A 26,866-nucleotide genomic window follows, 5' to 3' on the forward strand; every position below is an offset into this window, starting at 1 on the left:
ATGGCGCTGCCGGGGCCCGGCTGCATGGCGCGAACAGGAGGGCGCCGCGCCGCCGGCCGCAATCAACGACAAGCCAACGACAAGAGTGAAGGAGACAGTATGACCAAGATGCGTCCGCTGGTGGCTGGTGTGGCCATGTTCGCCGCAATGGGTTCTGCGCTGGTTTCGGGTTCGGCACTCGCGGATACGGTGAAGATCGCCTTCATCGATCCGCTTTCGGGGCTGATGGCCCCCGTTGGGCAGAACCAGCTCAAGAGCTGGCAGTTCGTGGCCGACGTGGCCAACCAGAAGGGCTGGGCCGGCGCGCACAAATTCGAGGTGGTGGGCTTCGACAACAAGCTCTCGCCGCAGGAAAGCCTGACCATCCTGAAGCAGGCGATCGACCAGAACATCCGCTATATCGTGCAGGGCAACGGCTCGTCGGTCGGGCTGGCGCTGCAGGATGCGGTGGCCAAGCACAACGAGCGCAACCCGGGCAAGGAAATCATCTACCTGAACTACGCCGCGGTGGACCCGGACATGACCAATGCCAAGTGCAACTACTGGCATTTCCGGCTCGACGCCAACTCGGACATGAAGATGGAGGCGCTGACCACCTTCCTGGCCAAGGATCCCGGCGTCAAGAAGGTGTACCTGATCAACCAGAACTACTCGTTCGGGCACCAGGTGGCGAAGGCAGCCAAGGACTACCTGAAGCGCAAGCGCCCGGATATCCAGATCGTGGGTGAAGACCTGCACCCGCTGGCGCAGGTGAAGGACTTTGCGCCGTATGCGGCCAAGATCAAGGCCTCGGGCGCCGATACCGTGATCACCGGCAACTGGGGCAGCGACCTGGCGCTGCTGATCAAGGCGGGCAAGGACGCCGGCCTGACCACCAACTACTACACCTACTACGCCGGCACTACCGGCGTGCCGACCGCCATGGGCGCGGCCGGCGCCGAGCACGTCAAGTACGTGGGCTACTACAACCCCAACAACAAGGGGTTCAAGGGCTCCGACGTCATCGAGGGCTTCAAGAAGAAGTACAACGATGACTTCTACGTGATGGCGTCCTACACCGGCATCGCCATGCTGTCCAAGGCGTTCAAGGACACCAACTCGACCGACCCGATCAAGGTGGCCAAGGCGCTGGAAGGCATCAAGGTCGAGAGCATGAACGGCCTGGTCGAGATGCGCAATACCGACCACCAGGCCCAGCAGCCGCTGGTGGTGGCTACCTGGACCAAGATCGACGGCAAGGAGATCAAGTACGACCAGGAGAACACCGGGTACGGCTGGAAGACCAACGCGCAGATGGACCAGTACGTGTCCGCGCAGCCCACTTCCTGCCAGATGAAGCGGCCGGGCTGATCCTGTCCATGGCGGGCCGGCCACGATGACACGCGGCGTAGTACAACGTGACAGCGAGCGTGACAGTGTGGCGGTGCATACTCTCGGTCTTTCTGGATCGATAGCGGTAGCGTCCGGGGCGCCATGCGCCCTGCGGAGGGGGACGCTCACCCCAATCCAACCGGACGGATGCCGGCGCACCTCACTGCGGCGGCACCAGCTTGAAGGACACGCTGTGGAATTTTTCGTCATCTCCCTGCTCAACGGCATCAGCTACGGGCTGCTGCTGTTCATGCTGTCGTCGGGCCTGACCCTGATCTTCAGCATGATGGGCGTGCTCAATTTCGCGCACGCCAGCTTCTATATGCTGGGCGCGTATTTCGCCTACACCATCGCCAGCAAGGTCGGTTTCTGGCCGGCGCTGATCTTCGCGCCGCTGCTGGTCGCGGGCGCGGGCGCGCTGGTGGAGCGCTTCGGCCTGCGCACGGTGCACAAGTACGGCCACGTGGCCGAACTGCTGTTCACTTTCGGCCTGGCCTACCTGATCGAAGAGGGCGTCAAGCTGGTGTGGGGACTGGCAGCGGTGCCATACCGCATCCCGGCCGAGCTGGAAGGGCCGCTGTTCCAGGTGTTCACCTCGACGTTCCCCAAATACCGCGCCTTCATGATGCTGGTGTCGCTGGGCATGCTGGTGGCGATCTACCTGGTACTGACACGTACCCGCATCGGCCTGGTGATCCAGGCAGCGCTGACCCATCCGGAAATGGTCGAGGCGCTGGGCCACAACGTGCCGCGCGTGTTCATGATGGTGTTCGGCGGCGGCGCCGCGCTGGCGGGGCTGGCCGGCGTGATCGGCGGCAATGCCTTCGTCACCGAGCCGTCGATGGCGGCGGCGGTGGGATCGATCGTATTCGTGGTGGCGGTGGTCGGCGGCATGGGCTCGCTGGTAGGGGCCTTCATCGCGTCGATCCTGATTGGCGTGCTGCAGACCTTCGCGGTCACGATCGACGCATCGCTCGCAGGGCTGTTGCGCGGCCTTGGCATGGCAGTCAGCGAGGCCACGCCGTTCTATGCCTTGTGGAAGCTCACGGTGGCCCAGGTGGCGCCGGTGCTGCCGTACCTTTTGCTGGTGGTGATGCTGATCTTCCGCCCGCGTGGACTGATGGGAACCCGGGAGAGCTGAGGCCATGGAGCAAGCGATGCAACAACCGCGCGAGCCGGTGTCGACCGGCCGCACCCTGCGCTACCGCCCGCTGAACCTGGCGCGCTGGGTCATCTGGAGCCTGACGATTCTCATCATGCTGGTGCTGCCGCTGGTGTTTACCGGGGGCTTTGCCATCACGCTGATGTCGCAGATGGGCATCATGATCATCTTTGCGCTGTCGTACAACATGCTGCTCGGGCAGACCGGCATGCTGTCGTTCGGCCATGCGGTGTATTCCGGCCTGGGCGCCTTCATTGCCGTGCACGTGCTGAACATGGTCGGCGCCGGCAAGGTCTGGCTGCCGGTGTCGATGCTGCCGCTGGTGGGCGGGCTGGCCGGCGCGTTCTTTGGCGTGATCTTCGGCTATGTCACCACCAAGAAGGCCGGTACCACCTTTGCCATGATCACCATGGGCATCGGCGAGATGGTGTTCGCCAGCTCGCTGATGTTCCCCGAGTTCTTCGGCGGCGAGGGCGGCATCTCCACCAACCGCGTGGTCGGCGACTCGTTCCTGGGGCTCACCTTCGGGCCCGGGCGGCAGGTCTATTACCTGATCGCGGTGTGGTGCCTGGTGTCGATGGTGGCCATGTACGCGTGGACGCAGACGCCGCTGGGCCGTATCGCCAACGCGGTGCGCGACAACCCCGAGCGGGTCGAGTTCATCGGCTACAACACCCAGCGCGTGCGCTACCTGGTGCTGGTGCTGTCGGCGTTCTTCGCCGGGATTTCCGGTGCGCTCGCGGCGATCAACTTCGAGATCGTCTCGGCCGAGAACGTCAGCGCGGTGCGCTCCGGCGGCGTGCTGCTGGCGGTGTTCATCGGCGGCGCGGGCGTGTTCTTCGGGCCGATCATCGGCGCGGTGGTGTTCGTGCTGTTCGCCGTGGCGCTGTCGGACCTGACCAAGGCGTGGCTGCTGTACCTGGGCCTGTTCTTCGTGCTGATGGTGATGTTCGTGCCGGGCGGCCTGGCCAGCCTGCTGCTGATGCAATTGCCGCTGGCGGCGAAGGGCAAGCTGCGCCGCATGCTGCCGTCCTACGCCAGGGCCGGCGCGGCCGGCGTGGTGCTGCTGCTGGCGATGATCGTGACGGTCGAGCTGGTCTACAAGGTGCAGGTCGACAGCGCCAATGGCACCGCCATGAAGCTGTTCGGCTTCGGCTTCGATGCCGCGACGTGGACGCCATGGGCGGTGGCGGCGGTGCTGTGGGCCGTGGGGCTGGCAGCGTGGCGGCTGACGGTGCGCGCGTCGCGCGCGGAATGGGACAAGGTGCAGGCGGAGATCGCGGGAGGCACGGCATGACGGCGGCACTGGAACTGACCGAGGTACGCAAGAAGTTCGGCCAGACGGACATCATCCGCGGCGTGAACCTGAGCATCCCGAAGGGCGAGCGCCATGCGCTGATCGGTCCCAACGGAGCGGGCAAGTCCACCACCTTCAACCTGATCTCGGGCCGCTTTGCGCCCACCAGCGGTACGGTGCGCCTGAACGGGCAGGAGATCGGCGGGCTGCAGCCGTTCGTGATCAACCGCATGGGGCTGTCGCGCAGCTTCCAGATCACCAATATCTTCCACCGGCTGTCGGTGTTCGAGAACCTGCGCTGCGCGGTGCTGTGGTCGCTTGGCTACAAGTACTCATTCTGGCACCGGCTGACGGGTTTGCGCGATGCGCGCGAGCGGGCCGATGAGGTGCTGGAGCTGATCGGCATGCAGCACCGGCGCAATACCCAGGCGGGCCTGCTGACCTACGCCGAGCAGCGCGCGCTGGAGATCGGCATCACCATCGCCGGCGGGGCCGAGGTGATCCTGCTGGATGAGCCTACCGCGGGCATGAGCCGCTCCGAGTCCGACCATGCGGTCGAGCTGATCCGCAAGGTCACCGTCGGCAAGACGCTGGTGATGGTGGAGCACGACATGAGCGTAGTGTTCGGACTGGCCGACCGCATTTCCGTGCTGGTCTACGGAGAAGTGATCGCCACCGATACCCCTCAGGCGATCCGCAGCAACCGCAAGGTCAAGGAAGCCTACCTGGGGACCACGCTGGACGAAGACGCCACCGAAGGAGCGCACTGATGGGCAAGCGGATGCTGGAAGTCACGGGCCTGCATGCCTACTACGGCAAGAGCCATATCCTGCATGGCGTCGATGCGCATATCGACGAAGGCGAGATCGTCGCGCTGCTCGGGCGCAATGGCGTCGGACGCTCGACCATGGCCAAGGCCATCCTCGGCATGGTCAAGGCCGAGGGCTCGGTGAAGTTCCGCGGCGAGGAGATCCTGGGGCGGCGGACGTTCGAGATCGCGCACCTCGGCATCGGCTATGTGCCGGAGAACCGGGATATCTTCCCGACGCTGACGGTGCGGCAGAACCTGCTGCTGGGCGAAAAGCGCAATCCGCGGCAGCCCAGGCCGCGTTGGTCGGTGGAGGACATGTTCAATATGTTCCCCCGCCTCAGGGAGCGCGAGAACACCGCCGCGGGCGTATTGTCCGGCGGCGAGCAGCAGATGCTGACGCTGTGCCGGACGTTGATGGGCGATCCCGACCTGGTCCTTATCGACGAGCCCACCGAAGGGCTGGCGCCGATGATCGTGGCGCTGGTGGGGGACTATCTGAAGACGCTGAAGGAGCGGGGCGTCTCCGTACTGCTGATCGAGCAGAAGCTGGCGATCGCGCTGGATATCTCGCAGCGGGTCTATGTCATGGGACACGGGCATATCGTGTTCGAGGGCACGCCTGGCGAGCTCAAGGCGAACTCGCAGATCCGGAAGGAGTGGCTGGAGGTTTGAGCGTTCCGCCGGCGCTGCGTCCCACGTAGCGTCGGCGCAACTTGACGCTCCACCCGCGCCTTCGTTCAAAGCGGCTCCTTCACCACCCGCCGCCGCCGGGTTCTCCCGTTCCTGTTGACTACTCAAGTTTCCTGTTGGTAACAAGCGTCTTTGTAACACTGTTGTAAATTTGTCTTAATTCTGCATTGGGAATGATTCGCATTTGTACTTCGATTCCGGCATCCCTATAATCGCCCGCCGGGGATGGATGACTTGATTCACGGGCGATGGTGGTAGCGCTTCCTTGGGCTTGTCTTCATGACCACGCTTGTTCGCGTCAAGAACTACAAGACAACACAGGGAAGGCAAGACCGTGAAAGGAAATCAGAAGTCGTTTGAATTGACCCCGCTCGCCGCTGCACTGGCAGGTGCCGTCGCAGCGTTTGCCATGCAGGGTGCATCGGCGCAGGAGAGCCAGCCTGCCGCCGCCACCACCACCGGCCAGGCTGCGCCGGTGACGCTGGAACGGGTCACCGTCACTGGCAAACGCGAGGACGTCTACAAGGTGGAAGAGGCGCAGTCGCCCAAGTTCACCGCGCCGCTGCTTGATACGCCCAAGTCCGTGACCGTGGTGCCCGCCGAGGTGATCCAGCAGTCGGGCTCGAACTCGCTCCAGGACGCGCTGCGCACCACGCCCGGTATCACCTTCGGCGCCGGCGAAGGCGGCAACCCGATCGGCGACCGTCCTTTCATCCGCGGTTTTGACTCGATGTCGAGCATCTATGTCGACGGCGTGCGCGACACCGCTTCGCAGACCCGCGACACCTTCAACATCGAAAGCATCGAAGTCATCAAGGGCCCCAGCTCGGCCTTCGGCGGCAAGGGCTCGGCCGGCGGCATGATCAATATCGTGTCGAAACTTCCCCAGGCGGAGAACTTCACGCAGGGCTCGATCGGCGTGGGCACGGATTCTTACTTCCGCGCCACGGCCGACGGCAACTACGTGGTCAACGACAACACCGCCGTGCGCCTGAACGCGCTGGGCTATACCGCCAACGTACCGGGCCGCGACGAGGTCGACCAGAATTCCTGGGGCTTCGCGCCGTCGGTGACGTTCGGCCTGAAGTCCGACACGAAGGTCACACTGTCGTACTACCACCTGCAGGGCAACGGCATGCCGGACTACAGCATTCCGTACTCGCGCCCGGCCAGCCAGTCGACCAAGGCAAATCCGTCGCAGCCGGTTGCCGTCGACCGCAACAACTTCTATGGCCTGACCGATCGCGATTTCCAGAAGACGCAGTCGGATATCGCGACGGCCACGGTCCAGCATGATTTCCGCAACGGCCTGGTGTTCAGCAACACCACGCGCTGGGGCCGCGCCAGCAACAACTACATCGTCACCAACCCTGACGACAGCCGCGGCAACGTGCCGCGCGGCTTTGTCTGGCGCAACTTCAAGAGTCGTGACTCGGCCACCGAAACGCTGACCAACCAGACTGACCTGACTGCCAAGTTCGATACCGGCAGCCTCAAGCACAGCGTGCTGTTCGGCTTCGAATTCAGCCGCGACGATACCAACAACACGCCTTACAACGTCGTCTCGGCCAATCCCGCGGCCGCCGCCGGCACCTGTAACGCATCGCTGGTAGCCAGCTTCGACTGCACGCCGCTGGCCAACCCGAACCCGAATGACCCGTGGCGCGGCAATATCACCAAGATGCCATTCACCACCAACACCACCACCAACACGCGCTCGGTCTACCTGTTCGATACGGTCGAGATCACCAAGCAGTGGATGGTCAACGGTGGCGTTCGCTACGACAGCTACGACACGCACGCCTTCACCAACGCCTACACCAACCCGAACACCGGCGCGGCAGTGGCGCAGGTGGACATCCGCAACAAGTCGAACTTCTTCAACTACCAGGCCGGCGTGGTCTACAAGCCGGTCGAATACGGCAGCATCTACGTGTCGTACGGCACCTCGTCGACGCCGCCGGGTTCGACCAACGGTGACGGCGCCGACAACATCACGGCGGCACAGCGCAACCTGGAGCCGGAAACCGCGCGCTCGGTGGAAATCGGCACCAAGTGGGATCTGCTGGCCAAGCGCCTGTCGCTGACGGGTGCGATCTTCCAGATCGAAAAGAACAATGCGCGCGTGGCGGTGGATGCCAACACCACGGTGAATGCCGGCAAGCAGCGCGTGAAGGGCTTCGAGCTGGGCTTTGCCGGAAACCTGACGGACAAGTGGGGTCTGTTCGGCGGCTATACGTACCTGAACAGCGAACTGATCGATAACGGCCCGCAGGCTGTCAATGCGGCCAACAATGGGAACCAGTTCCCCAATACGCCCAAGAACAGCTTCAGCCTGTGGACCACCTATCAGGTGCTGCCGGCGCTGACGGTGGGCGGTGGTGCGTACTATGTCGACAAGGTCTACGCCAACCCGGCTAACTCGCTGTATGTGCCGTCGTACTGGCGGTTTGACCTGATGGCGGCTTATCGTGTCAACAAGAACCTGTCGTTGCAGTTGAATGTGCAGAACCTGTTTGACAAGACCTACTACACCAAGGCGCATAACCACTATGGTGCGCTGGGGGCTGGGCGGTTTGGGATGCTGACGGCTAACTTCAAGTTCTAAGCTGTTTTTTTTGGGATTGGCCTGCGGCCCGGCTCTCGCGATTGGCGGGAGGCGGGCCGTTTTTGTTTTTTTGGGGCGCGCTTGGTGACATAGTGTCGGGCGTTGAAGCGCGGTGGTCGCTGTTGGTGACATGCTGTCGGCCCTTGAACCGCCTGGTTCCGCCCTGCTGGGCGGGTCACTTTTTGTCCGAGCGACAAAAAGTAACCAAAAAACGCGTCGCCTGAGCGGCTGGCTATCAATTTGGCGGCGTGGGTGGTTCGGACGGTGGCGATTTCCGTTCGATGTGGCTAGTGGTTCAAACCTGCTACGCCAAGTGAGTTTGGGACAGTGGCTGCGTCGGCCCACTATTGAACGATCCCCATGCAGGGCGTAGGCGGCCTGCTGCCGGCGTCAACGCAGGAACGCCTACGGCTGCGCTGCGCGCCGGCAGTATCTCAGGTCAGGGGCCCGGGCACGGAACGCGTCGCTGCGCTCGCTTGGCGCTTTCGCTGGTGAGTCGCAAGCCTTTCCCTGCCGCTTGTTTGCTCCCCTCTCCCGCTTGCGGGAGAGGGGCCGGGGGTGAGGGCCGGAGCCCCCACGAAGTAATGCCGGTCAATTTCCCCGTCGCCGCGCCAGACCTCGTATGCACAGCCATCTCGCCAGCGCGCGAGGCCGAGCCCAAAGCGCAATCCAGGACATGGAATCCAACTCCGCCACGTTAGGACCCGCGCGCAGCGCAGCCGAAGGCGTCCCTACGTTGACGCCCGTAGCAGGAGCCACCCACAGCTCTGGGCTCGTTCAAACACCGCGTCAATCCCGGCCACCGCGGCGCACCAGGGCGTCAGCGGTCTTGCTCTGCGACGAAGCCAGGCCCCGTACGAAAGCCGCGGCCCACTACGATAAGAGTGGCCGCCCGCAGGGCCGTAAACGCGCTTTTTGGTGACTTTTTGTCGCTCGGACAAAAAGTTACCCGCCCAGGAGGGCGGAACCAGGCGGTTCAACGGCCGACAGCATGTCATCAACAGCGACAACCCAGCTTCAACACCCGACGGCATGTCATCAATAGCGCCCATGGTAACCCGGGCCCCGGCACCCCCGACGCCATTCCAAATTCCCCCGCATCAGAACGAATTTAAATCCCATACTGATTCTAGAGCCAGCGCTCAATACATTCGCATGTGTCTGATAGGTCATCGACCAACGATTGCTCATACGCCCAGGCCCGTCGTCCATGCACCGTGATAAAGGCCGAAATTCACCCCGCGCATGCCACCCCAAAACCCCCGAAATTAAAATTGAACGACCGTGCTATTTTGTGTATGCTTGTTTCGCCCAAGCCCCTGACGGCTTGTGGCAAGTGGGAATTGCGGCGGGTTTACCCTCTGCCAACCGCGCCCCCGCACCTGGCAGCAAAAAAATAATTCGAGAATTCGAATCCCGAGACAACCTTTAGCAAAAGGAACCAGCATGACAGCGCAGTATCAGGTTCAGGACGGCGTAGCCGTCATCACGCTCGACAATCCCCCTGTCAACGGCCTGGGTCACAGCACCCGTCTTGGCATCGTCGAAGGCATGACCCGTGCGCTGGACGATGCCGCCGTCAAGGCGATCGTCATCACCGGCGCCGGCAAGGCATTCTCGGGCGGCGCCGATATCCGTGAATTCAATACCCCCAAGGCCATGCAGGAGCCGACGCTGCACTCGGTGATCCGCGTACTGGAAGCTTCGTCCAAGCCGGTGGTCGCCGCCGTGCATTCGGTCGCCATGGGTGGCGGCCTGGAACTGGCGCTGGGCTGCAACTACCGCGTGGCCTCCAAGGGCGCGCAGATCGCGCTGCCGGAAGTGAAACTGGGCCTGCTGCCCGGCGCCGGCGGCACGCAGCGCCTGCCGCGCGTGATCGGCCTCGAGGCCGCCGCCAACATGATCGTGTCCGGCACCCCGGTGCTGTCCGAGAAGTTCGCCGGCACCAAGCTGTTCGATGAAATCGTCGAGGGCGACGTGCTGCCCGCAGCGGTCAAGTTCGCGCAGAACGCTGGCGCCGCCAGCGGCCCGCACCCGAAGGTGCGCGACCTGAAGGTGCGCCACGAGAACCCCGAAGGCTATCTCGGCTTCGCCCGCAACACCGTGGCCGCGATGGCCAAGAACTTCCCGGCGCCGCTGAAGTGCCTGGAAGCGGTGGCCGGCTCGCTCAAGCCGTTCGAGCAAGGCCTGAAGGAAGAGCGCGAGGGTTTCCTGTACCTGGTGACCACGCCGGAATCGCGCGCGCTGCGCCACGCCTTCTTCGGCGAGCGTGCCGCCAGCAAGATCCCCGACGTGCCCGAAGGCACCCCCGTGCGCAAGATCGAGAAGGTTGCCGTGATCGGCGCCGGCACGATGGGCGGCGGCATCAGCATGAACTTCCTGAACGCGGGCATCCCGGTCACGATCCTGGAAACCAAGCAGGAAGCGCTGGACCGCGGCGTCGGCATCATCCGCAAGAACTACGAGAACAGCGCCAAGAAGGGCAAGCTCACGCAAGAGAAGGTCGAGCAGCGCATGGGCCTGCTGAGCACCACGCTGTCCTATGACGACATCAAGGACGCCGACATGGTCATCGAGGCCGTGTTCGAGGAAATGGGCGTCAAGGAAATCGTGTTCAAGAAGCTGGACGAAGTGATGAAGCAGGGCGCCATCCTGGCTTCGAACACCTCCACGCTGGACGTGAACAAGATCGCCTCGTTCACCAAGCGTCCGCAGGACGTGGTCGGCATGCACTTCTTCAGCCCGGCCAACGTGATGAAGCTGCTGGAAGTGGTGCGCGGCGAGAAGACCGGCAAGGACGTGCTGGCCACCGTCATGCAGATCGGCAAGAAGATCAAGAAGACCGCGGTGGTGTCGGGCGTGTGCGACGGCTTTATCGGCAACCGCATGATCGAGCAGTACAGCCGCCAGGCTGGCTACCTGCTGGACGAAGGCGCGCTGCCGGAACAGGTCGACAAGGCCATCGAGAAGTTCGGCTTTGCCATGGGCCCGTTCCGCATGGGCGACCTGGCCGGCAACGACATCGGCTGGGCCATCCGCAAGCGCCGCGCGGTGGACAAGCCGGAAATCCAGTACTCCAGGACCGCCGACCTGCTGTGCGAAATGGGCCGTTACGGCCAGAAGACCGGCGCGGGCTGGTACGACTACAAGGCGGGCGACCGCAAGCCGTACCCGAACCAGCAGGTCAACGACATGATCGTGCAGCACTCCAAGGACCTGGGCATCACGCGCCGCAAGATCTCTGACGAAGAGATCGTCGAGCGCCTGGTGTTCGCGCTGGTCAACGAAGGCGCCAAGATCCTGGAAGAAGGCATTGCTTCCAAGGCCTCGGATATCGACATGGTGTACCTGACCGGCTACGGCTTCCCGCTGTTCCGCGGCGGCCCGATGCTGTATGCGGACCAGGTCGGCCTGTACAACGTGGCGCTGGCAATGAAGCGCTACGCCAAGGGCTATCACGGCGAAGCCTGGCAAGTCGCGCCGCTGCTGCAGAAGCTGGCGGACGAAGGCAAGGGTTTCAACGGCTAATACGCCACGATGGTTCAGCCAGGAGCGGCCATGAACACCATCATCGGACCGGACGATTGCCTGCTGGTGATCGACGTGCAGAACGACTTCATGCCGGGCGGCGCGCTTGCCGTGCCCAACGGCGATGAGGTGGTGCCCGTCATCAACCGGCTGGCGCGCGCGTTCGGGCATGTGGTGGTGACGCAGGACTGGCATCCGGCCGCGCACGTTTCGTTCGCGGCCAACCATGCCGGCACGCAGCCGTTCCAGGTGCTCACACTGCCGTACGGCGAGCAGGTGCTGTGGCCGGTGCACTGCGTGCAGGACACACCGGGCGCCGCGCTGCATGCGGGCCTGCACGTGCCGCATGCGCGGCTGGTGATCCGCAAGGGCCACCATGCCGACGTGGACAGCTACTCCGCCTTCCTTGAGGCGGACCGCACCACGCACACCGGGCTGGCAGGCTACCTGCGCGAGCATGGCGTGAAGCGCGTGTTCTGCGCGGGTCTGGCGACGGACTATTGCGTGGCATGGAGCGCGCTCGATGCCCGCGCCGCGGGCTTCGAGGCCGCGGTGATCGAGGATGCATGCCGCGCCATCGACCTGCAAGGGTCGCTGGCCAAGGCATGGCAGGACCTCGGCGCCGCCGGCGTCGCGCGCGTGATGTCCGCGGATGTGCTCAAGGGCCAGGGCTGAACCCAACCACCGAACTGAACGACACAAGATTCCGAGGAGCAACACATGAACGAAGCAGTCATCGTATCCACCGCACGGACCGCTCTGGCCAAGAGCTGGAAGGGTGCCTTCAACATGACCCACGGCGCCACGCTGGGTGGCCACGCCGTCCAGCACGCCATCGCCCGCGCCAAGATCGACGCCGCGGAAGTGGAAGACGTGCTGATGGGCTGCGCCAACCCGGAAGGCGCCACCGGTGCCAATATCGCGCGCCAGATCGCCCTGCGCGCCGGCTGCCCGGTCACCGTGCCCGGTGCCACCGTCAACCGCTTCTGCTCATCGGGCCTGCAGACCATCGCCATGGCCGCGCAGCGCGTGATCGCTGATGAGGGCGACATCTTCGTCGCCGGCGGCGTGGAGAGCATCTCCTGCGTGCAGCAGGAAATGAACCGCCACATGGTCCAGGAAAGCTGGCTGGTCAAGAACAAGCCGGAAATCTACTGGAACATGCTGCAGACCGCCGAGAACGTGGCCAAGCGCTACAACATCTCGAAGGATCGCCAGGACGAGTACGGCGTGCGCAGCCAGCAACGTGCCGCCGCCGCGCAGGAAGCCGGCAAGTTCAAGGACGAGATCGTGCCGATGACGGTGCTTGCCGGCGTCGCCGACAAGTCCACCGGCCAGCTGGTGACGAAGGAAGTGACCATCGACCGCGACGAAGGCATCCGCGCCGACACCACGCTGGAAGGCGTGGCCAAGATCCGCAGCGCGGTGCCGGGCGGCGTGATCACTGCCGGCAATGCCTCGCAGTTCTCGGACGGCGCCTCGGCGGCCGTGGTGATGAACGCACGCGTGGCTGAAGCTCGCGGCCTGCAGCCGCTGGGCGTGTTCCGCGGCTTTGCCGTGGCCGGTTGCGAGCCGGACGAGATGGGCATCGGTCCCGTCTTCGCGGTGCCCAAGCTGCTGAAGAAGGCCGGCCTGAAGGTCGAGGACATCGGCCTGTGGGAGCTGAACGAAGCCTTTGCGGTGCAGGTGCTGTACTGCGCCGACAAGCTGGGCATCCCGATGGACCGCCTCAACGTCAACGGCGGCGCCATCGCGGTGGGCCACCCGTACGGCGTGTCGGGTGCGCGCCTGGTCGGCCATGCGCTGATCGAAGGCAAGCGCCGCGGCGTGAAGTATGTGGTGGTGACCATGTGCATCGGTGGTGGGCAGGGCGCGGCTGGGTTGTTTGAAGTCCTGTAATCGCCAGCAACGCCGGCGCGCTGCCGGTTTGCTCCCCTCTCCCGCTCGCGGGAGAGGGGCAGGGGGTGAGGGCAGGCGGTGGCATGCCGCCGGCCCGGACTTCGTAGTACCGCCCGGCCCTCACCCCAACCCTCTCCCGCAAGCGGGAGAGGGAGCATCCACGCGGTGTATTCCAGGGTTCCGGCGGTTCGTGCAAGAGAGCTACATGAATTCGCGAGCGCCCCACGCAGCGCTCCGCATGGAGACACCATGTCGATAATCCTTTCCCGTCGCGACCTGAACTTCATTCTGTACGAATGGCTCAAGGTCGACGAGCTGACCCGCATTCCGCGCTACGCCGACCACTCGCGCGAGACCTTCGATGCCGCGCTGGACACCTGCGAGAAGATCGCCACCGACCTGTTCGCGCCGCACAACAAGAAGAACGACCAGCACGAACCCGAGTTCGACGGCGAGACCGTCAGCATCATCCCCGAGGTCAGCACCGCGCTGAAAGCCTTCTGCGAGGCCGGCCTGATGGCCGCGGGCCAGGATTACGAACTGGGCGGCATGCAGCTGCCGGTCGTAGTGGAAAAGGCCGGCTTCGCCTACTTCAAGGGCGCCAACGTCGGCACCAGCTCCTACCCGTTCCTGACCATCGGCAACGCCAACCTGCTGCTGACGCACGGCACGCCGGCGCAGGTCGAGACCTTTGTCAAGCCGGAGATGGAAGGACGCTTCTTCGGCACCATGTGCCTGTCGGAGCCGCAGGCCGGCTCGTCGCTGTCGGACATCACGACGCGCGCCGAGTATGAAGGCGAATCGCCGCTGGGCGCGCAATACCGCCTGCGCGGCAACAAGATGTGGATTTCCGCCGGCGAGCACGAGCTGTCGGACAACATCGTCCACCTGGTGCTGGCCAAGATCCCCGGCCCGGACGGCAAGCTGATCCCAGGCGTGAAGGGCATCTCGCTGTTCATCGTGCCCAAGTACCTGGTCAACGAGGACGGCTCGCTGGGCGAGCACAACGACGTGGTGCTGGCCGGCCTGAACCACAAGATGGGCTACCGCGGCACCACCAATTGCCTGCTGAACTTCGGCGAAGGCATGAAGTACAAGCCGGGCGGCAAGGCCGGTGCGATCGGCTACCTGGTGGGCGAGCCGCACAAGGGCCTGGCTTGCATGTTCCACATGATGAATGAAGCGCGCATCGGCGTGGGCCTGGGCGCGGTGATGCTGGGCTACACCGGCTACCTGCATGCGCTGGACTACGCGCGCAACCGTCCGCAAGGCCGCCCTGTCGGCCCCGGCGGCAAGGATGCCGCCAGCCCGCAGGTGAAGCTGGTCGAGCACGCCGATATCCGCCGCATGCTGCTGGCACAGAAGAGCTATGTGGAGGGCGGCCTGGCGCTGAACCTGTACTGTGCGCGGCTGGTGGACGAGGAAGAGGCCGCTGCCGCCGCCGGCGACCAGGAAACGCACGCGCGCCTGGCGCTGCTGCTCGACATCCTGACCCCGATCGCCAAGAGCTGGCCGTCGCAATGGTGCCTGGAGGCCAACAACCTGGCGATCCAGGTGCATGGCGGCTACGGCTACACCCGCGAATACAACGTCGAGCAGTTCTACCGCGACAACCGCCTGAACCCGATCCACGAAGGCACGCACGGCATCCAGGGACTGGACCTGCTGGGCCGCAAGGTGGTGATGAAGGACGGTGCCGCGTTCAGGCTGCTGGGCGAGCGCGTGCAGGCCACCATTGGCCGCGCGCTGGCCGCGGACGATGCCGAACTGGCGCGGCAGGCGGGCGCGCTTGGTGCCGCAACCAGGCGCCTGGCCGGAGTGACCCAGACGCTGTGGAGCGCCGGCGATGCCAACGTGACGCTGGCCAATGCGTCGGTCTACCTGGAGGCCTTCGGCCACGTGGTGGTCGCGTGGATCTGGCTGGAGCAGGCACTGCTGGCGCAGGCCGCGCTGGCGCAGGCGAGCGGCAAGGAAGACCAGGACTTCTATCGCGGCAAGCTGGCCGCGGCGGCGTACTTCTTCCGCTTCGAGCTGCCCAGGGTTGGCCCTCAGCTGGACCTGCTGGCATCGCTGGACCGCACCACGCTGGACATGCAGGACGCCTGGTTCTGACCGCCGGTTCTGATCTCCTGCTGCATCATTCAAAGACAACGAAGGAAGAGACACATGCGCACCATCCAGCAACTGTTTGACCTGAAGGGCAAGACCGCGCTGATCACCGGCGGCTCGCGCGGCCTTGGCCTGCAGATTGCCGAGGCACTGGGCGAGCAGGGCGCGCGCCTGGTGCTGTCGGCGCGCAAGGCCGATGAACTGCAGGCCGCGCAGGCGCACCTGAAGTCGCTCGGCATCGACGCCGACTGGATCGCCGCCGACGGCTCGCAGGAGTCCGAGATCGCCCGGCTGGCCGACGAGGCCATCGCCAGGCTCGGCCACGTCGACATCCTGGTCAACAACGCCGGCGCCACCTGGGGCGCGCCGGCCGAGGACCATCCGGTGGAAGCGTGGGACAAGGTGATGAACCTGAATATCCGCGGCCTGTTCCTGCTGAGCCAGCGCATCGGCAAGCTGTCGATGATCCCGCGCCGCTACGGCCGCATCATCAACGTGGCCTCGATCGCGGGCCTGGCCGGCAATCCGCCGGGCACCATGGAGACCATCGCCTACAACACCTCGAAGGGTGCGGTGGTCAACTTCACGCGCACGCTGGCGGCAGAGTGGGGCGAGCACAACATCACCGTCAACGCGCTGGCGCCGGGCTTCTTCCCGTCCAGGATGACCAAGGGCTCGCTCGAGCGCATGGGCGTAGAGGCGATGTGCGCCGGCGTGCCGCTGCACCGCCTGGGCGACGACGAAGATCTGAAGGGCGCGGCGCTGCTGTTTGCCAGCGATGCCGGCAAGCACATCACCGGGCAGATCCTGGCAGTCGACGGCGGCGTCAGCGCGGTCTGAGCGCGGTGTGAGCGACTGCCGGCGTTTGCGGCAATAATGCGGGATCGGCGCCGGAGGCAAGCTGCCGCCGGCGCCTCTCCAACCCTCCAACCGACTCGCATTCCGACTCGCATTGCCATGACCCAGTACACCGGCTCCCTGAGCCATATCCCGTTCCTTGCCGACCTCGGCGTGACCTGCAGCCTGGCCGAGGGCGGGCGCAGCGAGATCTCGCTGCCGGTCGAGAAGCGCCACCAGAACAGCTGGGACATGGCCCACGGCGGCGTGATCATGACGCTGCTCGACGTGGCCATGGCGGTGGCCGGCCGCAGCAGCGATGCCGATGGCCGCGGCGTGGTCACCATCGAGATGAAGAGCAGCTTCATGGCGCCGGGCCGCGGCCACCTGACCGCGCGCGGCACCACGGTGCACCGCACCACCACCATGGTGTTCTGCGAGGCCGAGATCGTCGATGCCGACGGCAAGAGCGTGGCGCGCGGCTCGGGCACGTTCAAGTACATCCGGCGCATGCCGCCGCAGCGCCCGGGCGAAACCGATACCGGCGCCGACGGCTGAGCGCCGGCGCCAGGACAGCGCGGGGCGGCAGGTGCCCCACATAGCAACTCCTTGCAGTTTCCATGCAGTTTCCATCTCCCATTGGAAGGAACCCGATCATGTCCAACACGTTCAAGCGCATCGTCCTGGCCTCGCGTCCCGAGGGCGCGGTGACGCCGGCCAATTTCCGGCTGGAAGAAGTGCCCGTGCCGCAGATCGCCGACGGGCAGGTGCTGGTGCGCAACCACTACCTGTCGCTCGACCCGTACATGCGCGGCCGCATGAATGACAGCAAGTCGTATGCCGCGCCGCAGCCGCTCAATGAGGTGATGATCGGCGGCACCGTCGGTGAAGTGGTGGAAAGCAAGAACAGCAAGTTCAAGCCGGGCGACAAGGTGGTCGGCATGTTCGGCTGGCAGGAAATGGGCGTCAGCGACGGCACCGGCCTGCAGCCGGTCGATACCACGCATATCCCGCTGTCGGCCTACCTGGGCTCGGTCGGCATGCCGGGCGTGACCGCATGGTATGGCCTGAACAAGATCATCCAGCCCAAGGCGGGCAAGACCATTGCGGTCAGCGCCGCGTCGGGCGCGGTCGGCAGCGTGGTGGGCCAGCTGGCCAAGCTGGCGGGCTGCCGCGCGGTGGGCTTTGCCGGCGGCAAGGACAAGTGCGACTACGTGGTCAATGAGCTGGGCTTCGACGCCTGCATCGACTACAAGGCGGCGAAAGACCCGAAAGAGCTCTACACCATGCTCAAGGAGGCCACGCCCGACGGGATCGACGGCTATTTCGAGAACGTCGGCGGCGAGATCTTCGACGCGGTGCTGTCGCGCATGAACGCCTTCGGTCGCATCGCCATGTGCGGCATGATCGCCGGCTATGACGGCCAGCCGCTGCCGCTGAAGAACCCGCAGCTGATCCTGGTCTCGCGCCTGACCATCGAGGGCTTTATCGTTTCTGAGCACATGGACGTGTGGCCGCAGGCGCTGAAGGAACTGGGCACTGCGGTCGCGCAAGGCAAGCTGAAGTTCCGCGAAAGCATTGCCGATGGCCTGGCCAGCGCGCCGGAAGCCTTTATGGGCCTGCTCAAGGGCAAGAACTTCGGCAAGCAGCTGGTCAAGCTGGTCTGAGCGCAGCACCGGCACGCCGCGTCCCCATGGGCGTGCCGGGCAGGGCAACGCAGGCAAGACAACGCAGGCAAGACAAGAGGAGGAGACACCCATGAATGCCCCGCAAGCTCCGCAAGTCCAGCAAGACACAAGCGATGATATAGGAGCCGGCCTGCCTGAAGAGGTCAAGGCCCGCTACCGCAACCTGCCCCGGCCGCCGCAGTTCGCCACAGTGGGCGAGGAGCGCCTGCATCGCAAGCAGCGCCTGGCCGCCGCCTTCCGGCTGTTCTCGAAATTCGGCTTCGACGAAGGCGTGGCCGGACACATCACCGCGCGCGACCCCGAGTTTCCCGACACCTTCTGGGTCAATCCGTTCGGCGTGCATTTCAGCCAGGTCAAGGTCTCGAACCTGATCCGCTGCGACCACCACGGCGACGTGGTGGAGGGCGACTACCCCGTCAATGCCGCGGCCTTTGCCATCCATTCGCGGGTGCATCAGACCCGTCCCGACGCGGTCGCCGCCGCGCACTCGCACAGCACCTATGGCCGCGCCTGGTCAACGCTCGGCCGCCCGCTCGATGCGCTGACGCAGGACGTGTGCGCCTTCTACAACGACCATGCGGTCTATGACGATTTTGGCGGCGTGGTGGTTGAGCTGGACGAGGGCCAGCGCATCGCCAATGCGCTCGGACAGAACAAGGCTGCGATCCTGCAGAACCACGGCCTGCTGACGGTCGGCAAGACCGTGGACGAAGCGGCGTGGTGGTTCATCACCATGGAACGCTCCTGCCAGGTGCAGCTGCTGGCCGAAGCCGCCGCGGCGCGCACGCAGGCGCCGCTGAAGGTGATCGCCGACGCTGCCGCAGGGCAGGCGTATTCGATCGTCGGCACCGCGCAGGCGGGCTGGTTCCAGTTCCAGCCGCTGTATGCGCGCATCGTCAGGGAACAGCCCGACCTGCTGGACTGAGCGGCCGCCGCAAAGCGTTGCAATGCCGCCGCCGCATGGCGGCATCCCTGCAGTCGAACGCAGTCGAACCACAACCGTGAGGTGGCACGCATGGCAGACATCATCCTTCACCAGTACGCAACCTCGCCGTTCTCGGAAAAGGTACGGCTGATCCTTGGCGCCAAGGGACTCGCGTGGCAGGCGGTGGAAATCCCCGCCATCCTGCCCAAGCCCGACCTGCTGGCGCTGACCGGCGGCTACCGTCGCACGCCGGTGATGCAGGTCGGTGCCGATATCTATTGCGACACGGCGCTGATCTGCGAAATCATCGACACGATGGCGCCGGCCACGCCCCTATATCCGCCCGCGCAGGCCGCGGCGGCGTGCATGACGGCGGCATGGTTGGACAGCGCGCTGTTTACCGCCGCCGTGACTTACGTGTTCCAGCCGGCCGGCGTCGCCAGCATGCTGGGCCATCTGTCGCCGGCGCAGATCCAGGCGTTTGTCGCCGACCGCAAGGCCATGCGTGGCGACACCAGCGCGCTGCGCATGCCGCTGCCCGAGGCCATCGCGCAACTGCACGAAACCTTTGGCAGGATCGAGGCGCAGTTCGCCGCGGGCGTGGAGCATGTTGCCGGGCCGTTGCTGTCCGTGGCGGACTTTTCGCTGTACCACAACCTCTGGTTTATCCGCCGCGCCGGCGCGCTGGCGCAGATGCTGGAGGCCTATCCCAGGCTGCAGGCCTGGTATGCGCGCATGAATACCTTCGGCCACGGGCGTCCGCACGTGATCGATGGCGAGCAGGCCATCGGCATGGCGCGCAGCGCCGACCCGGTGGCGCTCGATGAAGGCGTGCGCGAGGGCGAAGGGCTGCAGCCGGGCGATCCGGTCACGGTCACTCCCACCGACTACGCGCGCGATCCCGTCGCCGGCGTGCTGCTGGCGCTGGGCCCGCACCGCGTCACGCTGCGCCGGCAGGACCCGCGCGCGGGCGCGCTCAACGTGCATTTCCCGCGGCAGGGCTACCAGGTGCAGCGCGCCGCCTGAACCGGCGCTGCGGCGCTGCGCGCGGCCATCCCCCTATTGATTTCACGCGACAGGACAGACGACATGAAGGATTTTTCCAACAAGGTAGCCGTCATCACCGGCGGTGCTTCGGGCTTCGGCAAGGAGTTCGCCCGCATCGGGGCGGATCTCGGCATGAAGCTGGTGCTGGCCGACGTGCAGGAAGACGCGCTAGACGCGACCGTGGCCGAATTCAAGGCGCGCAACGTGCCGGTGATCGGGCTGCGCACCGACGTGTCGCGCGCCGAGCAGGTGCAGGCGCTGGCCGACGCGGCTGTGGAGGCATTCGGGCAGGTCAACCTGCTGTTCAACAATGCCGGCGTGGGCGCCGGCGGACTGCTCTGGGAAAACTCGCTGCAGGACTGGGAGTGGGTGCTCGGCGTCAATCTCTACGGCGTGATCCACGGTGTGCGCATCTTCACGCCGCTGATGCTGGCCGCCGCGGAGAAGGACCCGTCGTACCAGGGCCATATCGTCAACACCGCGTCGATGGCGGGCCTGCTGAATCCGCCCGCGATGGGCGTGTACAACGTGTCCAAGCATGCCGTGGTGTCGCTGTCGGAGACGCTGTACCAGGACCTGGGCCTCGTCACCGAACAGGTGCGCTGCTCGGTACTGTGCCCGTACTTCGTGCCCACCGGCATCAACCAGTCGCAGCGCAACCGGCCCGCGGAGCTGGCCAACCAGGCGCCGCCGACGCGCTCGCAGCTGGTGTCGCAGGCGCTGTCGGACAAGGCCGTCGGCTCGGGCAAGGTGACCGCGGCCGAGGTCGCGCAGAAAACCTTCGATGCCATCCGCGCCGATAGCTTCTATATTTATTCGCATCCCCAGGCACTGGCGCCGGTGCGCCAGCGCTTCGAGGACATCGTCGGGCCGCGCAACCCCGGCGATCCCTTTGCCGACAAGCCCGAAGTCCGTGCGGGCCTCGTGGCCGCGCTGCGCGGCTGACTCGCCAACGCCACCAACGAGGAGCCACGCACATGGAGACCACCATGGCCGCCCCCGCCGTTATCCGGCACCTGCAATACGCCAGCCTGTCGAACGGCACCCGGCTGCACTACGCCAGCGCGGGCGAGCGCGGCAAGCCGCTGATGCTGTTCGTGCACGGATTCCCCGAGTTCTGGTACGAATGGGAAGCCCAGCTGGCCGAGTTCGGGCACACGCATTTCGCCGTCGCGCCCGACCTGCGCGGCTACAACCTGTCGAGCAAGCCGGGCGACGTAGAGGCCTACCGGCCGCGCCATATCGTCGAAGACCTGGTGCAGTTCATCGGTGCGCTGGGCTATGACCAGGCAATCGTGGTGGCGCACGACTGGGGCGGCGCGATCTGCTGGAACCTGGCGATCCAGTTCCCGCAACTCGTGCGCCAGCTCGTCATCATCAACTCGCCGCACCCGTACCTGTTCGCGCGCGCGCTGGCCACCGATCCGGAGCAGCAGGCCGCCTCCGCCTACATGAACTGGCTGCGCAAGTCCGGTTCGGAGAAAGCATTGGCTGCCAACGACTTTGCGCTGCTGGACCGCATGCTGGCCGACGCCGACGGCAAGCCGGCCGCGTGGTACACGCCGGAGACACGCGAGCGCTACCACGCCGCGTGGTCCCAGCCTGGTGAAGAGGGCGTGCATCCGCTGACCGGCGGCGTCAACTTCTACCGCGCCTCGCCGATGCGGCCGCCGGCCGATGGCGAGGCGGGGCCGGACCTGTCACAGCTCGATCCGTCCAGGTTCGTCATCCGCGTGCCGACGCTGGTGATCTGGGGCGAACGCGACCGCGCCTTGCCGAAATCCCTGCTCAATGGCCTGGAGGACTTTGTCACGGACCTGCGCCTGGAGCGCATCCCGGACGGCACCCACTGGGTTGTCCACGAGCAGCCGGAGCACGTCAATCTGCTGATCCGCAGCGCACTGCCAGCGGGCTAGCCGCGCATGGCCGAAGACATGGCGCGCATCTGGACTGCGCGCCATCACGTCAGACGCCGGCCCCGGCTACCAGCGTCAGGCCAGGCGCTCGCGGTACAGGCGGTAGTTCTCGTCGTCGAAGCAGACGAAGGTCACCTGCTCGATCTCGGGCGCTGCCGCCAGCGCTTCGCGCACCGCGGCGATGGCGATATCCGCCGCGCGCTCGCGCGGGAAGCCGTAGATGCCCGTGCTGATGTTGGGGAAGGCGAGCGTGCGCAGGTGGTGCTGCGCGGCAACGCGGATGCTGTTGCGGTAGGCATCGGCGAGTTGTTCGTCCTCGCCCTGGCCGCCGCCATGCCAGACCGGGCCGACCGCGTGGATCACGTACGGCGCCGGCAGGCGTCCGCCCGTGGTGATGACCGCCTCGCCGGTGGGGCAGCCGCCCTGCGCGTCGCGGATCGCGCGGCAGGCCTCCATGATGGCGGGGCCGCCGGCCCCGTGGATGGCGCCGTCGACGCCGCCGCCGCCCAGCAGCCCGCTGTTGGCTGCGTTGACGATAGCATCGACTTCCATCCGGGTGATGTCGCCATGGACTACCTGCAGGTGCTCGCCGGTCATGTCGTCTCCTGGTTTGAGAGCGCGCCCGCCGCGGTGCCGGCGGGCCACCTTGCTGCTATGCACTACATGGATTGCTCAAGCATACGCCGATAATCCTCCGCGCTGGCTTCTTTCGGGTTGGTCTTGTGGCAATGGTCGGCCAGCGCGCCGGCGATCACCTTGTCGAACATGTCCTCGGTGACGCCCATCTGGCGCAGGCCGGTGGGCAGGCCCAGGCGTGCGGTCATGTCGTGCACGGCCTGCGCGATATCGGCGCCGTCGGGCAGATGCATGGCGCGGCGCAGGCGCGCGTAGCGGTCGTCGCGCACCACCGTGGGCGCGTCGGCGTTGAAGCGCAGCACCGCCGGCATCACCACCGCGTTGAGCGTGCCGTGATGCAGGCCGGTGCGGCCGTCGATCTTCAGTCCGCCCAGCGGGTGCGACAGCGAATGCACGCAGCCCAGCCCTTTCTGGAACGCCATCGCGCCCTGCATCGATGCGCTCATCATGTTCAGCCGCGCATCGCGATCCTGGCCGTCGCGGGTGGCGCGCTCGATATGGGTCCAGCCTCGCTCCAGGCCGTCCAGCGCGATGCCGTCGGCGGGCGGGTTGAAGGCGGGGGCCAGGTAGGTCTCGATGCAGTGCGCGATCGCGTCCATGCCGGTGGCCGCGGTCAATCCGGCAGGCAGGCCCAGCGTCAGCTCCGGATCGCAGATGGCCGACTTGGGCAGCAGGTGCCACGAATGGAAGCCGAGCTTGCGCCCGTCGTCCAGGATGATGATCGCGCCGCGCGCCACTTCGCTGCCGGTGCCCGAGGTGGTCGGCACGGCGATCAGCGGCGCGGCCTGGTCGGTGATCTTGCCGCTGCCGCCTTCGATCGTTGCGTATGTGGTCAACTCGCCCGGATGCGTGGCGAGGATGGCGATGCCCTTGGCCAGGTCGATCGAAGATCCCCCGCCCACCGCCACCAGCCCGTCGCAGTTGGCTTCGCGGTATTGCTCGGCGGCCTTGCGCACCATCGCCTCTGTCGGGTTCGACGGGGTCTCGTCGAATAACGCGACCTGCAGGCCCTGCATGGCGTCGATGGCGCGCTGCGCCACGCCGGCGGCAACCACGCCCTTGTCGGTGACCAGCAGCGGACGGCGGATGCCGATGCGCTCGCATTCCGACTTGAGCAGTTTGACCGCGCCAAAGTCCAGGTGGATGTGGGTCAGATAGTAGATAAACGCCATATTTGCTTGTCTCCTGCAGGGATCTGCCGCGAACCGGGGTCAGGGTAAGGCACTGGCCAGGCGCGCCGCCTTCGGTTTCAATGGATTGCTGTGTCCCGCGCCGCGTCGTCCAGCCGATCATCGCGCAAAAACTGGCTCGCGTGGCAGGCCGGCGTGAGGCTTTTGGGGTTATCTCGTACTGCCTCGTTTCAGAAACATCTGGCATCATACTAAAATCGAACGATCGTTCACTATTCGAACTTCCACCGATGCTGGCGGCTGCTGGCGGCGTATACGACACGCTGCGACACGCTGTCCGTTGGCATCGAAGCTCGGATTTAACTGATTTCTCATGTCCGCCGTACCATCCTCCGTCAACCAAACGCCCGGCCTGCCATCGGCTCCGCTCGACCCGCAGGTGGCGCAGCTGCTGGAACTGATCGCCCGCGCCAAGCGGCCGCCGATCAACGCACTGGATCCGGAGGACGCCAAGATCGCCTACGCGAAAAGCGCGCCGATCCTCGACATCAGCCCGCCCGCCGTGCACGCGACCGAAGACCTGCACGTGCCCGCGCGTGACGGCCATGCCATCCCGACGCGGCTGTACACGCCGCGCGAGGCCAGCTGGGCCGAGCCGCTGCCGCTGCTGGTGTACTTCCACGGCGGCGGCTTTACGGTCGGCAGCGTCAATTCTCACGATGCGCTGTGCCGGCTGCTGTGCGGCCAGGCCGATTGCATGGTGCTGTCGGTGGATTACCGCCTCGGGCCGCAATGGCGCTTTCCGACCGCGGTCAACGACGCGTTCGACGCGCTGCACTGGATCTTTGCCGAGGCCGGGCGGCTGGGTGCCGACCCGACCCGCATCGCGCTGGGCGGCGACAGCGCCGGCGGCACGCTGGCCGCGGCCAGCGCCGTGGAGGCGCGCAACGCGGGCCTCGCCCCCGTGCTGCAGATGCTGCTGTACCCCGGCACCTGCGCGCGCCAGGACACGCCATCGCACCGCGCACTGGCAGAGGGCTACCTGCTGACCGCCGACATGATCCGCTGGTTCTTCGCGCTGTACCTGGATCAGGAAGCGAGCCGCGACGACTGGCGCTTCGCCCCGCTGGACGGCGGCGGCACCGGCGCCGACGTGCGCAATGTGTGCCCCGCCTGGATCGCCGTGGCGGGCTACGACCCGCTGCATGACGAAGGCGTCGCCTACGCCGCCAAGCTGCGCGCCGCCGGCGTGCAGGCCGCGCTGGCGGACTACCCGGGCATGATCCATGATTTCTTCAAGCTGGGCCGGTTCGTGCCGGCGGTGGCGCAGGCGCATGCCGATGCCGTCGCCGCGCTGCGTGCCGCCTTCGGCCAATCCTGATAACAACGCAGCACCGACCTTTTCAGCAGTGACTTGCAGCACAAGGAGACCTAGTCAAATGCAACGCCGCCAATTTATCGCCCGCGCGGGCCTCGCCGCCGCCACCGCAGCCATCGGCCTGGCCGCCATGCCTGCCCAGGCACAGGCCGACAAGTTCCCGCAGCGCCCGATCCGCCTGGTGATCGGCTATACCGCCGGCGGCTCCACCGACATCCCGTTCCGCGTCCTGGCCGAGAACGCGTCCAAGATCCTGGGCCAGCCGGTGATCGTCGAGAACAAGCCCGGCGCCGGCGGCGTGCTGCCCGCGCAGCTGATGCAGACCACCGCGCCCGACGGCTACACGCTGGCGCAGGTCGCCATGCCGGTCTACCGCCTGCCGTACACCACCAAGATCAACTGGGACCCGGTCAAGGACCTGAGCTACATCATCAACCTGGCCGGCTATTCGTTCGGCCTGGTGGTGCCGGCCGATTCGCCGATCAAGACCATGCAGGAGTACATCGCCTACGCCAAGGCCAATCCGGGCAAGCTGACCTATGGCTCGCCGGGCAGCATGACCACGCTGCACTTGACCATGGAAGAACTGGCGCAGAAGCAGGGTGTGCAGTTCTCGCACATCCCGTACAAGGGCAATGCCGAGTCGATGCAGGCGCTGCTGGGCGGCCACGTGATGTCGGTGGCCGACACGCCGGCCTGGGCGCCGTACGTGGAGCAGGGCAAGCTGCGCCTGCTGTCGACCTGGGGCGAAAAGCGCTCGGCGCGCTTCCCCAATGTGCCGACGCTGAAGGAACTGGGCATGGGCATCGTGCAGACCTCGCCGTTCGGCGTGGTCGCGCCCAAGGGCACCGACCCGAAGATCGTGCAGAAGCTGCATGACGCCTTCAAGAAGGCGATGGAAATGCCCAACTACCGCGAATCGCTGGCCAAGTTCGACATGGAGCCGTTCTACATGAACAGCCAGCAGTACGCACAGTTCGCCGCCGAAACCGTCAAGAAGGAAAAGGCGATCATCGAAAAGCTGGGCCTGGCCAAGCCGCAATAAGCCAGCGCCAGTTGCGTTCCATCAGGCCGCCGCGCCTGCCGGCCCTGTGCTGGCGGGACGGCGGCCTGATGCTTTGCATCGCTCCGACAAACAAGCAAGGAGACCACATCAATGGCCAAAGAGGAGTTCCGCCATACCATCCCGCTGCGCGTGCGCTGGTCCGAAGTCGATCCGCAATCGATCGTCTTCAATGCGCACTACCTGACGTATTGCGATATCTGCGTGACCGAATACTGGCGTGCGCTGGGAATCCGCTATCCGGAAGATGTACTGCACGCGCACGGCGTCGATATCTTCGTGGTCAAGTCCACGCTGGAGTATCACGCCTCGGCGCGCTTTGACGATGAGTTGGAACTGCGCGGGCGCATGGCGCGGCTGGGGCGGTCCAGCATGTTGTTCCGGGTGGAGATGTACCGGGGCGACGAGCACCTGATCACCGGTGAAATCGTCTATGTGTGCGCGGATCCGGCGACGCAGAAGTCGGCGCCGATCCCGGGGGTGGTGCGGGAGATTATCGAGGGGTATGAGGTGGTGAAGCCGGCGGGGTGATATTGCCGGTCAACTATAGTCCGACCGCCGGTTTGCTCCCCTCTCCCGCGTGCGGGAGAGGGGTTGGGGGAGAGGGCAGGCGTGTGCCTAGCGATAAGGCATTCCGGTCATCGGGGCCTGTCAGTTTTTTTGTGTGCAGGGCAGTTAAAGGCTCACCATCTTTTCGACTGCTGAGCCAGCATTATCTCAACGATGTGGATGAGTGAAGCGTTCCTCATAGAGGATCGCAAACTGGTTCAT

Annotated in this window: 22 protein-coding genes; 20 read left to right on the plus strand and 2 right to left on the minus strand. The window is 65.5% G+C overall.

Features of this window, described 5'->3' with window-relative positions:
- Positions 1 to 99: 99 nt before the first annotated feature.
- The 17 genes from VSR71_RS08385 to VSR71_RS08465 all read left to right on the plus strand — a co-directional run bounded on the left by VSR71_RS08385 (position 100) and on the right by VSR71_RS08465 (position 21,888).
- The gene (locus tag VSR71_RS08385; protein ID WP_342913414.1) at positions 100 to 1,350 is read left to right on the plus strand and encodes a branched-chain amino acid ABC transporter substrate-binding protein; all 1,251 of its coding nucleotides are present in this window, start codon (positions 100 to 102) and stop codon (positions 1,348 to 1,350) included.
- A gap of 214 nt (positions 1,351 to 1,564) precedes the next feature.
- Positions 1,565 to 2,512 carry a branched-chain amino acid ABC transporter permease gene (locus tag VSR71_RS08390; RefSeq protein ID WP_342913415.1) on the plus strand — a complete coding sequence of 316 codons (948 nt, stop codon included), beginning with the start codon at positions 1,565 to 1,567 and terminating at the stop codon, positions 2,510 to 2,512.
- 4 nt (positions 2,513 to 2,516) lie between these two features.
- Positions 2,517 to 3,830, plus strand: coding sequence for a branched-chain amino acid ABC transporter permease (locus VSR71_RS08395; RefSeq protein WP_342913416.1), 1,314 nt, complete (start codon positions 2,517 to 2,519; stop codon positions 3,828 to 3,830).
- A complete protein-coding gene (locus tag VSR71_RS08400) occupies positions 3,827 to 4,600 on the plus strand; it encodes an ABC transporter ATP-binding protein (protein WP_342913417.1) in 774 nt (257 codons plus the stop codon). Before VSR71_RS08395 ends, VSR71_RS08400 begins: the two co-directional genes overlap by 4 nt.
- Positions 4,600 to 5,313 (plus strand): ABC transporter ATP-binding protein, encoded by a 714-nt coding sequence (locus VSR71_RS08405; protein WP_209761145.1) that lies wholly within the window; start codon positions 4,600 to 4,602, stop codon positions 5,311 to 5,313. The genes VSR71_RS08400 and VSR71_RS08405 overlap by 1 nt, the downstream gene beginning before the upstream one ends.
- A gap of 379 nt (positions 5,314 to 5,692) precedes the next feature.
- Positions 5,693 to 7,939 carry a TonB-dependent receptor gene (locus tag VSR71_RS08410; RefSeq protein ID WP_428979363.1) on the plus strand — a complete coding sequence of 749 codons (2,247 nt, stop codon included), beginning with the start codon at positions 5,693 to 5,695 and terminating at the stop codon, positions 7,937 to 7,939.
- Positions 7,940 to 9,385: 1,446 nt separating this feature from the next.
- A complete protein-coding gene (locus tag VSR71_RS08415) occupies positions 9,386 to 11,467 on the plus strand; it encodes a 3-hydroxyacyl-CoA dehydrogenase NAD-binding domain-containing protein (protein ID WP_342913418.1) in 2,082 nt (693 codons plus the stop codon).
- Between the two features lie 30 nt (positions 11,468 to 11,497).
- The gene (pncA, locus tag VSR71_RS08420; protein ID WP_342913419.1) at positions 11,498 to 12,142 is read left to right on the plus strand and encodes a bifunctional nicotinamidase/pyrazinamidase; all 645 of its coding nucleotides are present in this window, start codon (positions 11,498 to 11,500) and stop codon (positions 12,140 to 12,142) included.
- Between the two features lie 45 nt (positions 12,143 to 12,187).
- Positions 12,188 to 13,366, plus strand: a complete 1,179-nt coding sequence (locus VSR71_RS08425; RefSeq protein ID WP_342913420.1) for an acetyl-CoA C-acyltransferase — start codon at positions 12,188 to 12,190, stop codon at positions 13,364 to 13,366.
- Positions 13,367 to 13,615: 249 nt separating this feature from the next.
- Positions 13,616 to 15,478, plus strand: a complete 1,863-nt coding sequence (locus tag VSR71_RS08430) for an acyl-CoA dehydrogenase (protein WP_342913421.1) — start codon at positions 13,616 to 13,618, stop codon at positions 15,476 to 15,478.
- Positions 15,479 to 15,532: 54 nt separating this feature from the next.
- Positions 15,533 to 16,315 carry an SDR family oxidoreductase gene (locus VSR71_RS08435; protein WP_342913422.1) on the plus strand — a complete coding sequence of 261 codons (783 nt, stop codon included), beginning with the start codon at positions 15,533 to 15,535 and terminating at the stop codon, positions 16,313 to 16,315.
- Between the two features lie 117 nt (positions 16,316 to 16,432).
- Entirely contained in the window at positions 16,433 to 16,870 is a 438-nt protein-coding gene (locus VSR71_RS08440; RefSeq protein ID WP_342913423.1) for a PaaI family thioesterase, read from the plus strand.
- Positions 16,871 to 16,968: 98 nt separating this feature from the next.
- The gene (locus VSR71_RS08445) at positions 16,969 to 17,979 is read left to right on the plus strand and encodes an NADP-dependent oxidoreductase (protein WP_342913424.1); all 1,011 of its coding nucleotides are present in this window, start codon (positions 16,969 to 16,971) and stop codon (positions 17,977 to 17,979) included.
- A 91-nt stretch (positions 17,980 to 18,070) separates the two neighbouring features.
- A complete protein-coding gene (locus VSR71_RS08450; RefSeq protein ID WP_342913425.1) occupies positions 18,071 to 18,925 on the plus strand; it encodes a class II aldolase/adducin family protein in 855 nt (284 codons plus the stop codon).
- Positions 18,926 to 19,015: 90 nt separating this feature from the next.
- Positions 19,016 to 19,951, plus strand: coding sequence for a glutathione S-transferase family protein (locus VSR71_RS08455; RefSeq protein WP_342913426.1), 936 nt, complete (start codon positions 19,016 to 19,018; stop codon positions 19,949 to 19,951).
- A 63-nt stretch (positions 19,952 to 20,014) separates the two neighbouring features.
- Complete coding sequence (locus VSR71_RS08460) at positions 20,015 to 20,917, plus strand: SDR family oxidoreductase (RefSeq protein WP_342913427.1); 903 nt, start codon at positions 20,015 to 20,017, stop codon at positions 20,915 to 20,917.
- Between the two features lie 32 nt (positions 20,918 to 20,949).
- Positions 20,950 to 21,888: an alpha/beta hydrolase gene (locus tag VSR71_RS08465; RefSeq protein ID WP_342913428.1), complete on the plus strand. Its 939-nt coding sequence runs from the start codon at positions 20,950 to 20,952 to the stop codon at positions 21,886 to 21,888.
- Positions 21,889 to 21,963: 75 nt separating this feature from the next.
- Here the strand turns inward: VSR71_RS08465 and VSR71_RS08470 are convergent, their stop codons facing one another.
- Both VSR71_RS08470 and VSR71_RS08475 read right to left on the minus strand, forming a co-directional pair.
- Positions 21,964 to 22,485, minus strand: coding sequence for an O-acetyl-ADP-ribose deacetylase (locus tag VSR71_RS08470; protein WP_342913429.1), 522 nt, complete (start codon positions 22,483 to 22,485; stop codon positions 21,964 to 21,966).
- A gap of 62 nt (positions 22,486 to 22,547) precedes the next feature.
- The gene (locus VSR71_RS08475; protein WP_342913430.1) at positions 22,548 to 23,696 is read right to left on the minus strand and encodes an iron-containing alcohol dehydrogenase; all 1,149 of its coding nucleotides are present in this window, start codon (positions 23,694 to 23,696) and stop codon (positions 22,548 to 22,550) included.
- Between the two features lie 331 nt (positions 23,697 to 24,027).
- On the opposite strand from VSR71_RS08475, the gene VSR71_RS08480 reads away from it, so the two are divergent.
- From VSR71_RS08480 to VSR71_RS08490, 3 genes are all read left to right on the plus strand, one after another.
- Positions 24,028 to 25,035, plus strand: a complete 1,008-nt coding sequence (locus VSR71_RS08480; protein ID WP_342913431.1) for an alpha/beta hydrolase — start codon at positions 24,028 to 24,030, stop codon at positions 25,033 to 25,035.
- A gap of 58 nt (positions 25,036 to 25,093) precedes the next feature.
- Entirely contained in the window at positions 25,094 to 26,077 is a 984-nt protein-coding gene (locus VSR71_RS08485) for a tripartite tricarboxylate transporter substrate binding protein (protein ID WP_342913432.1), read from the plus strand.
- Positions 26,078 to 26,188: 111 nt separating this feature from the next.
- Complete coding sequence (locus VSR71_RS08490; RefSeq protein WP_115709391.1) at positions 26,189 to 26,626, plus strand: YbgC/FadM family acyl-CoA thioesterase; 438 nt, start codon at positions 26,189 to 26,191, stop codon at positions 26,624 to 26,626.
- Positions 26,627 to 26,866: the final 240 nt, after the last annotated feature.

Origin of the sequence: Cupriavidus oxalaticus (assembly GCF_038900635.1) — a bacterium.
In the GTDB taxonomy this organism is placed as follows: Bacteria; Pseudomonadota; Gammaproteobacteria; order Burkholderiales; family Burkholderiaceae; genus Cupriavidus; species Cupriavidus oxalaticus_B.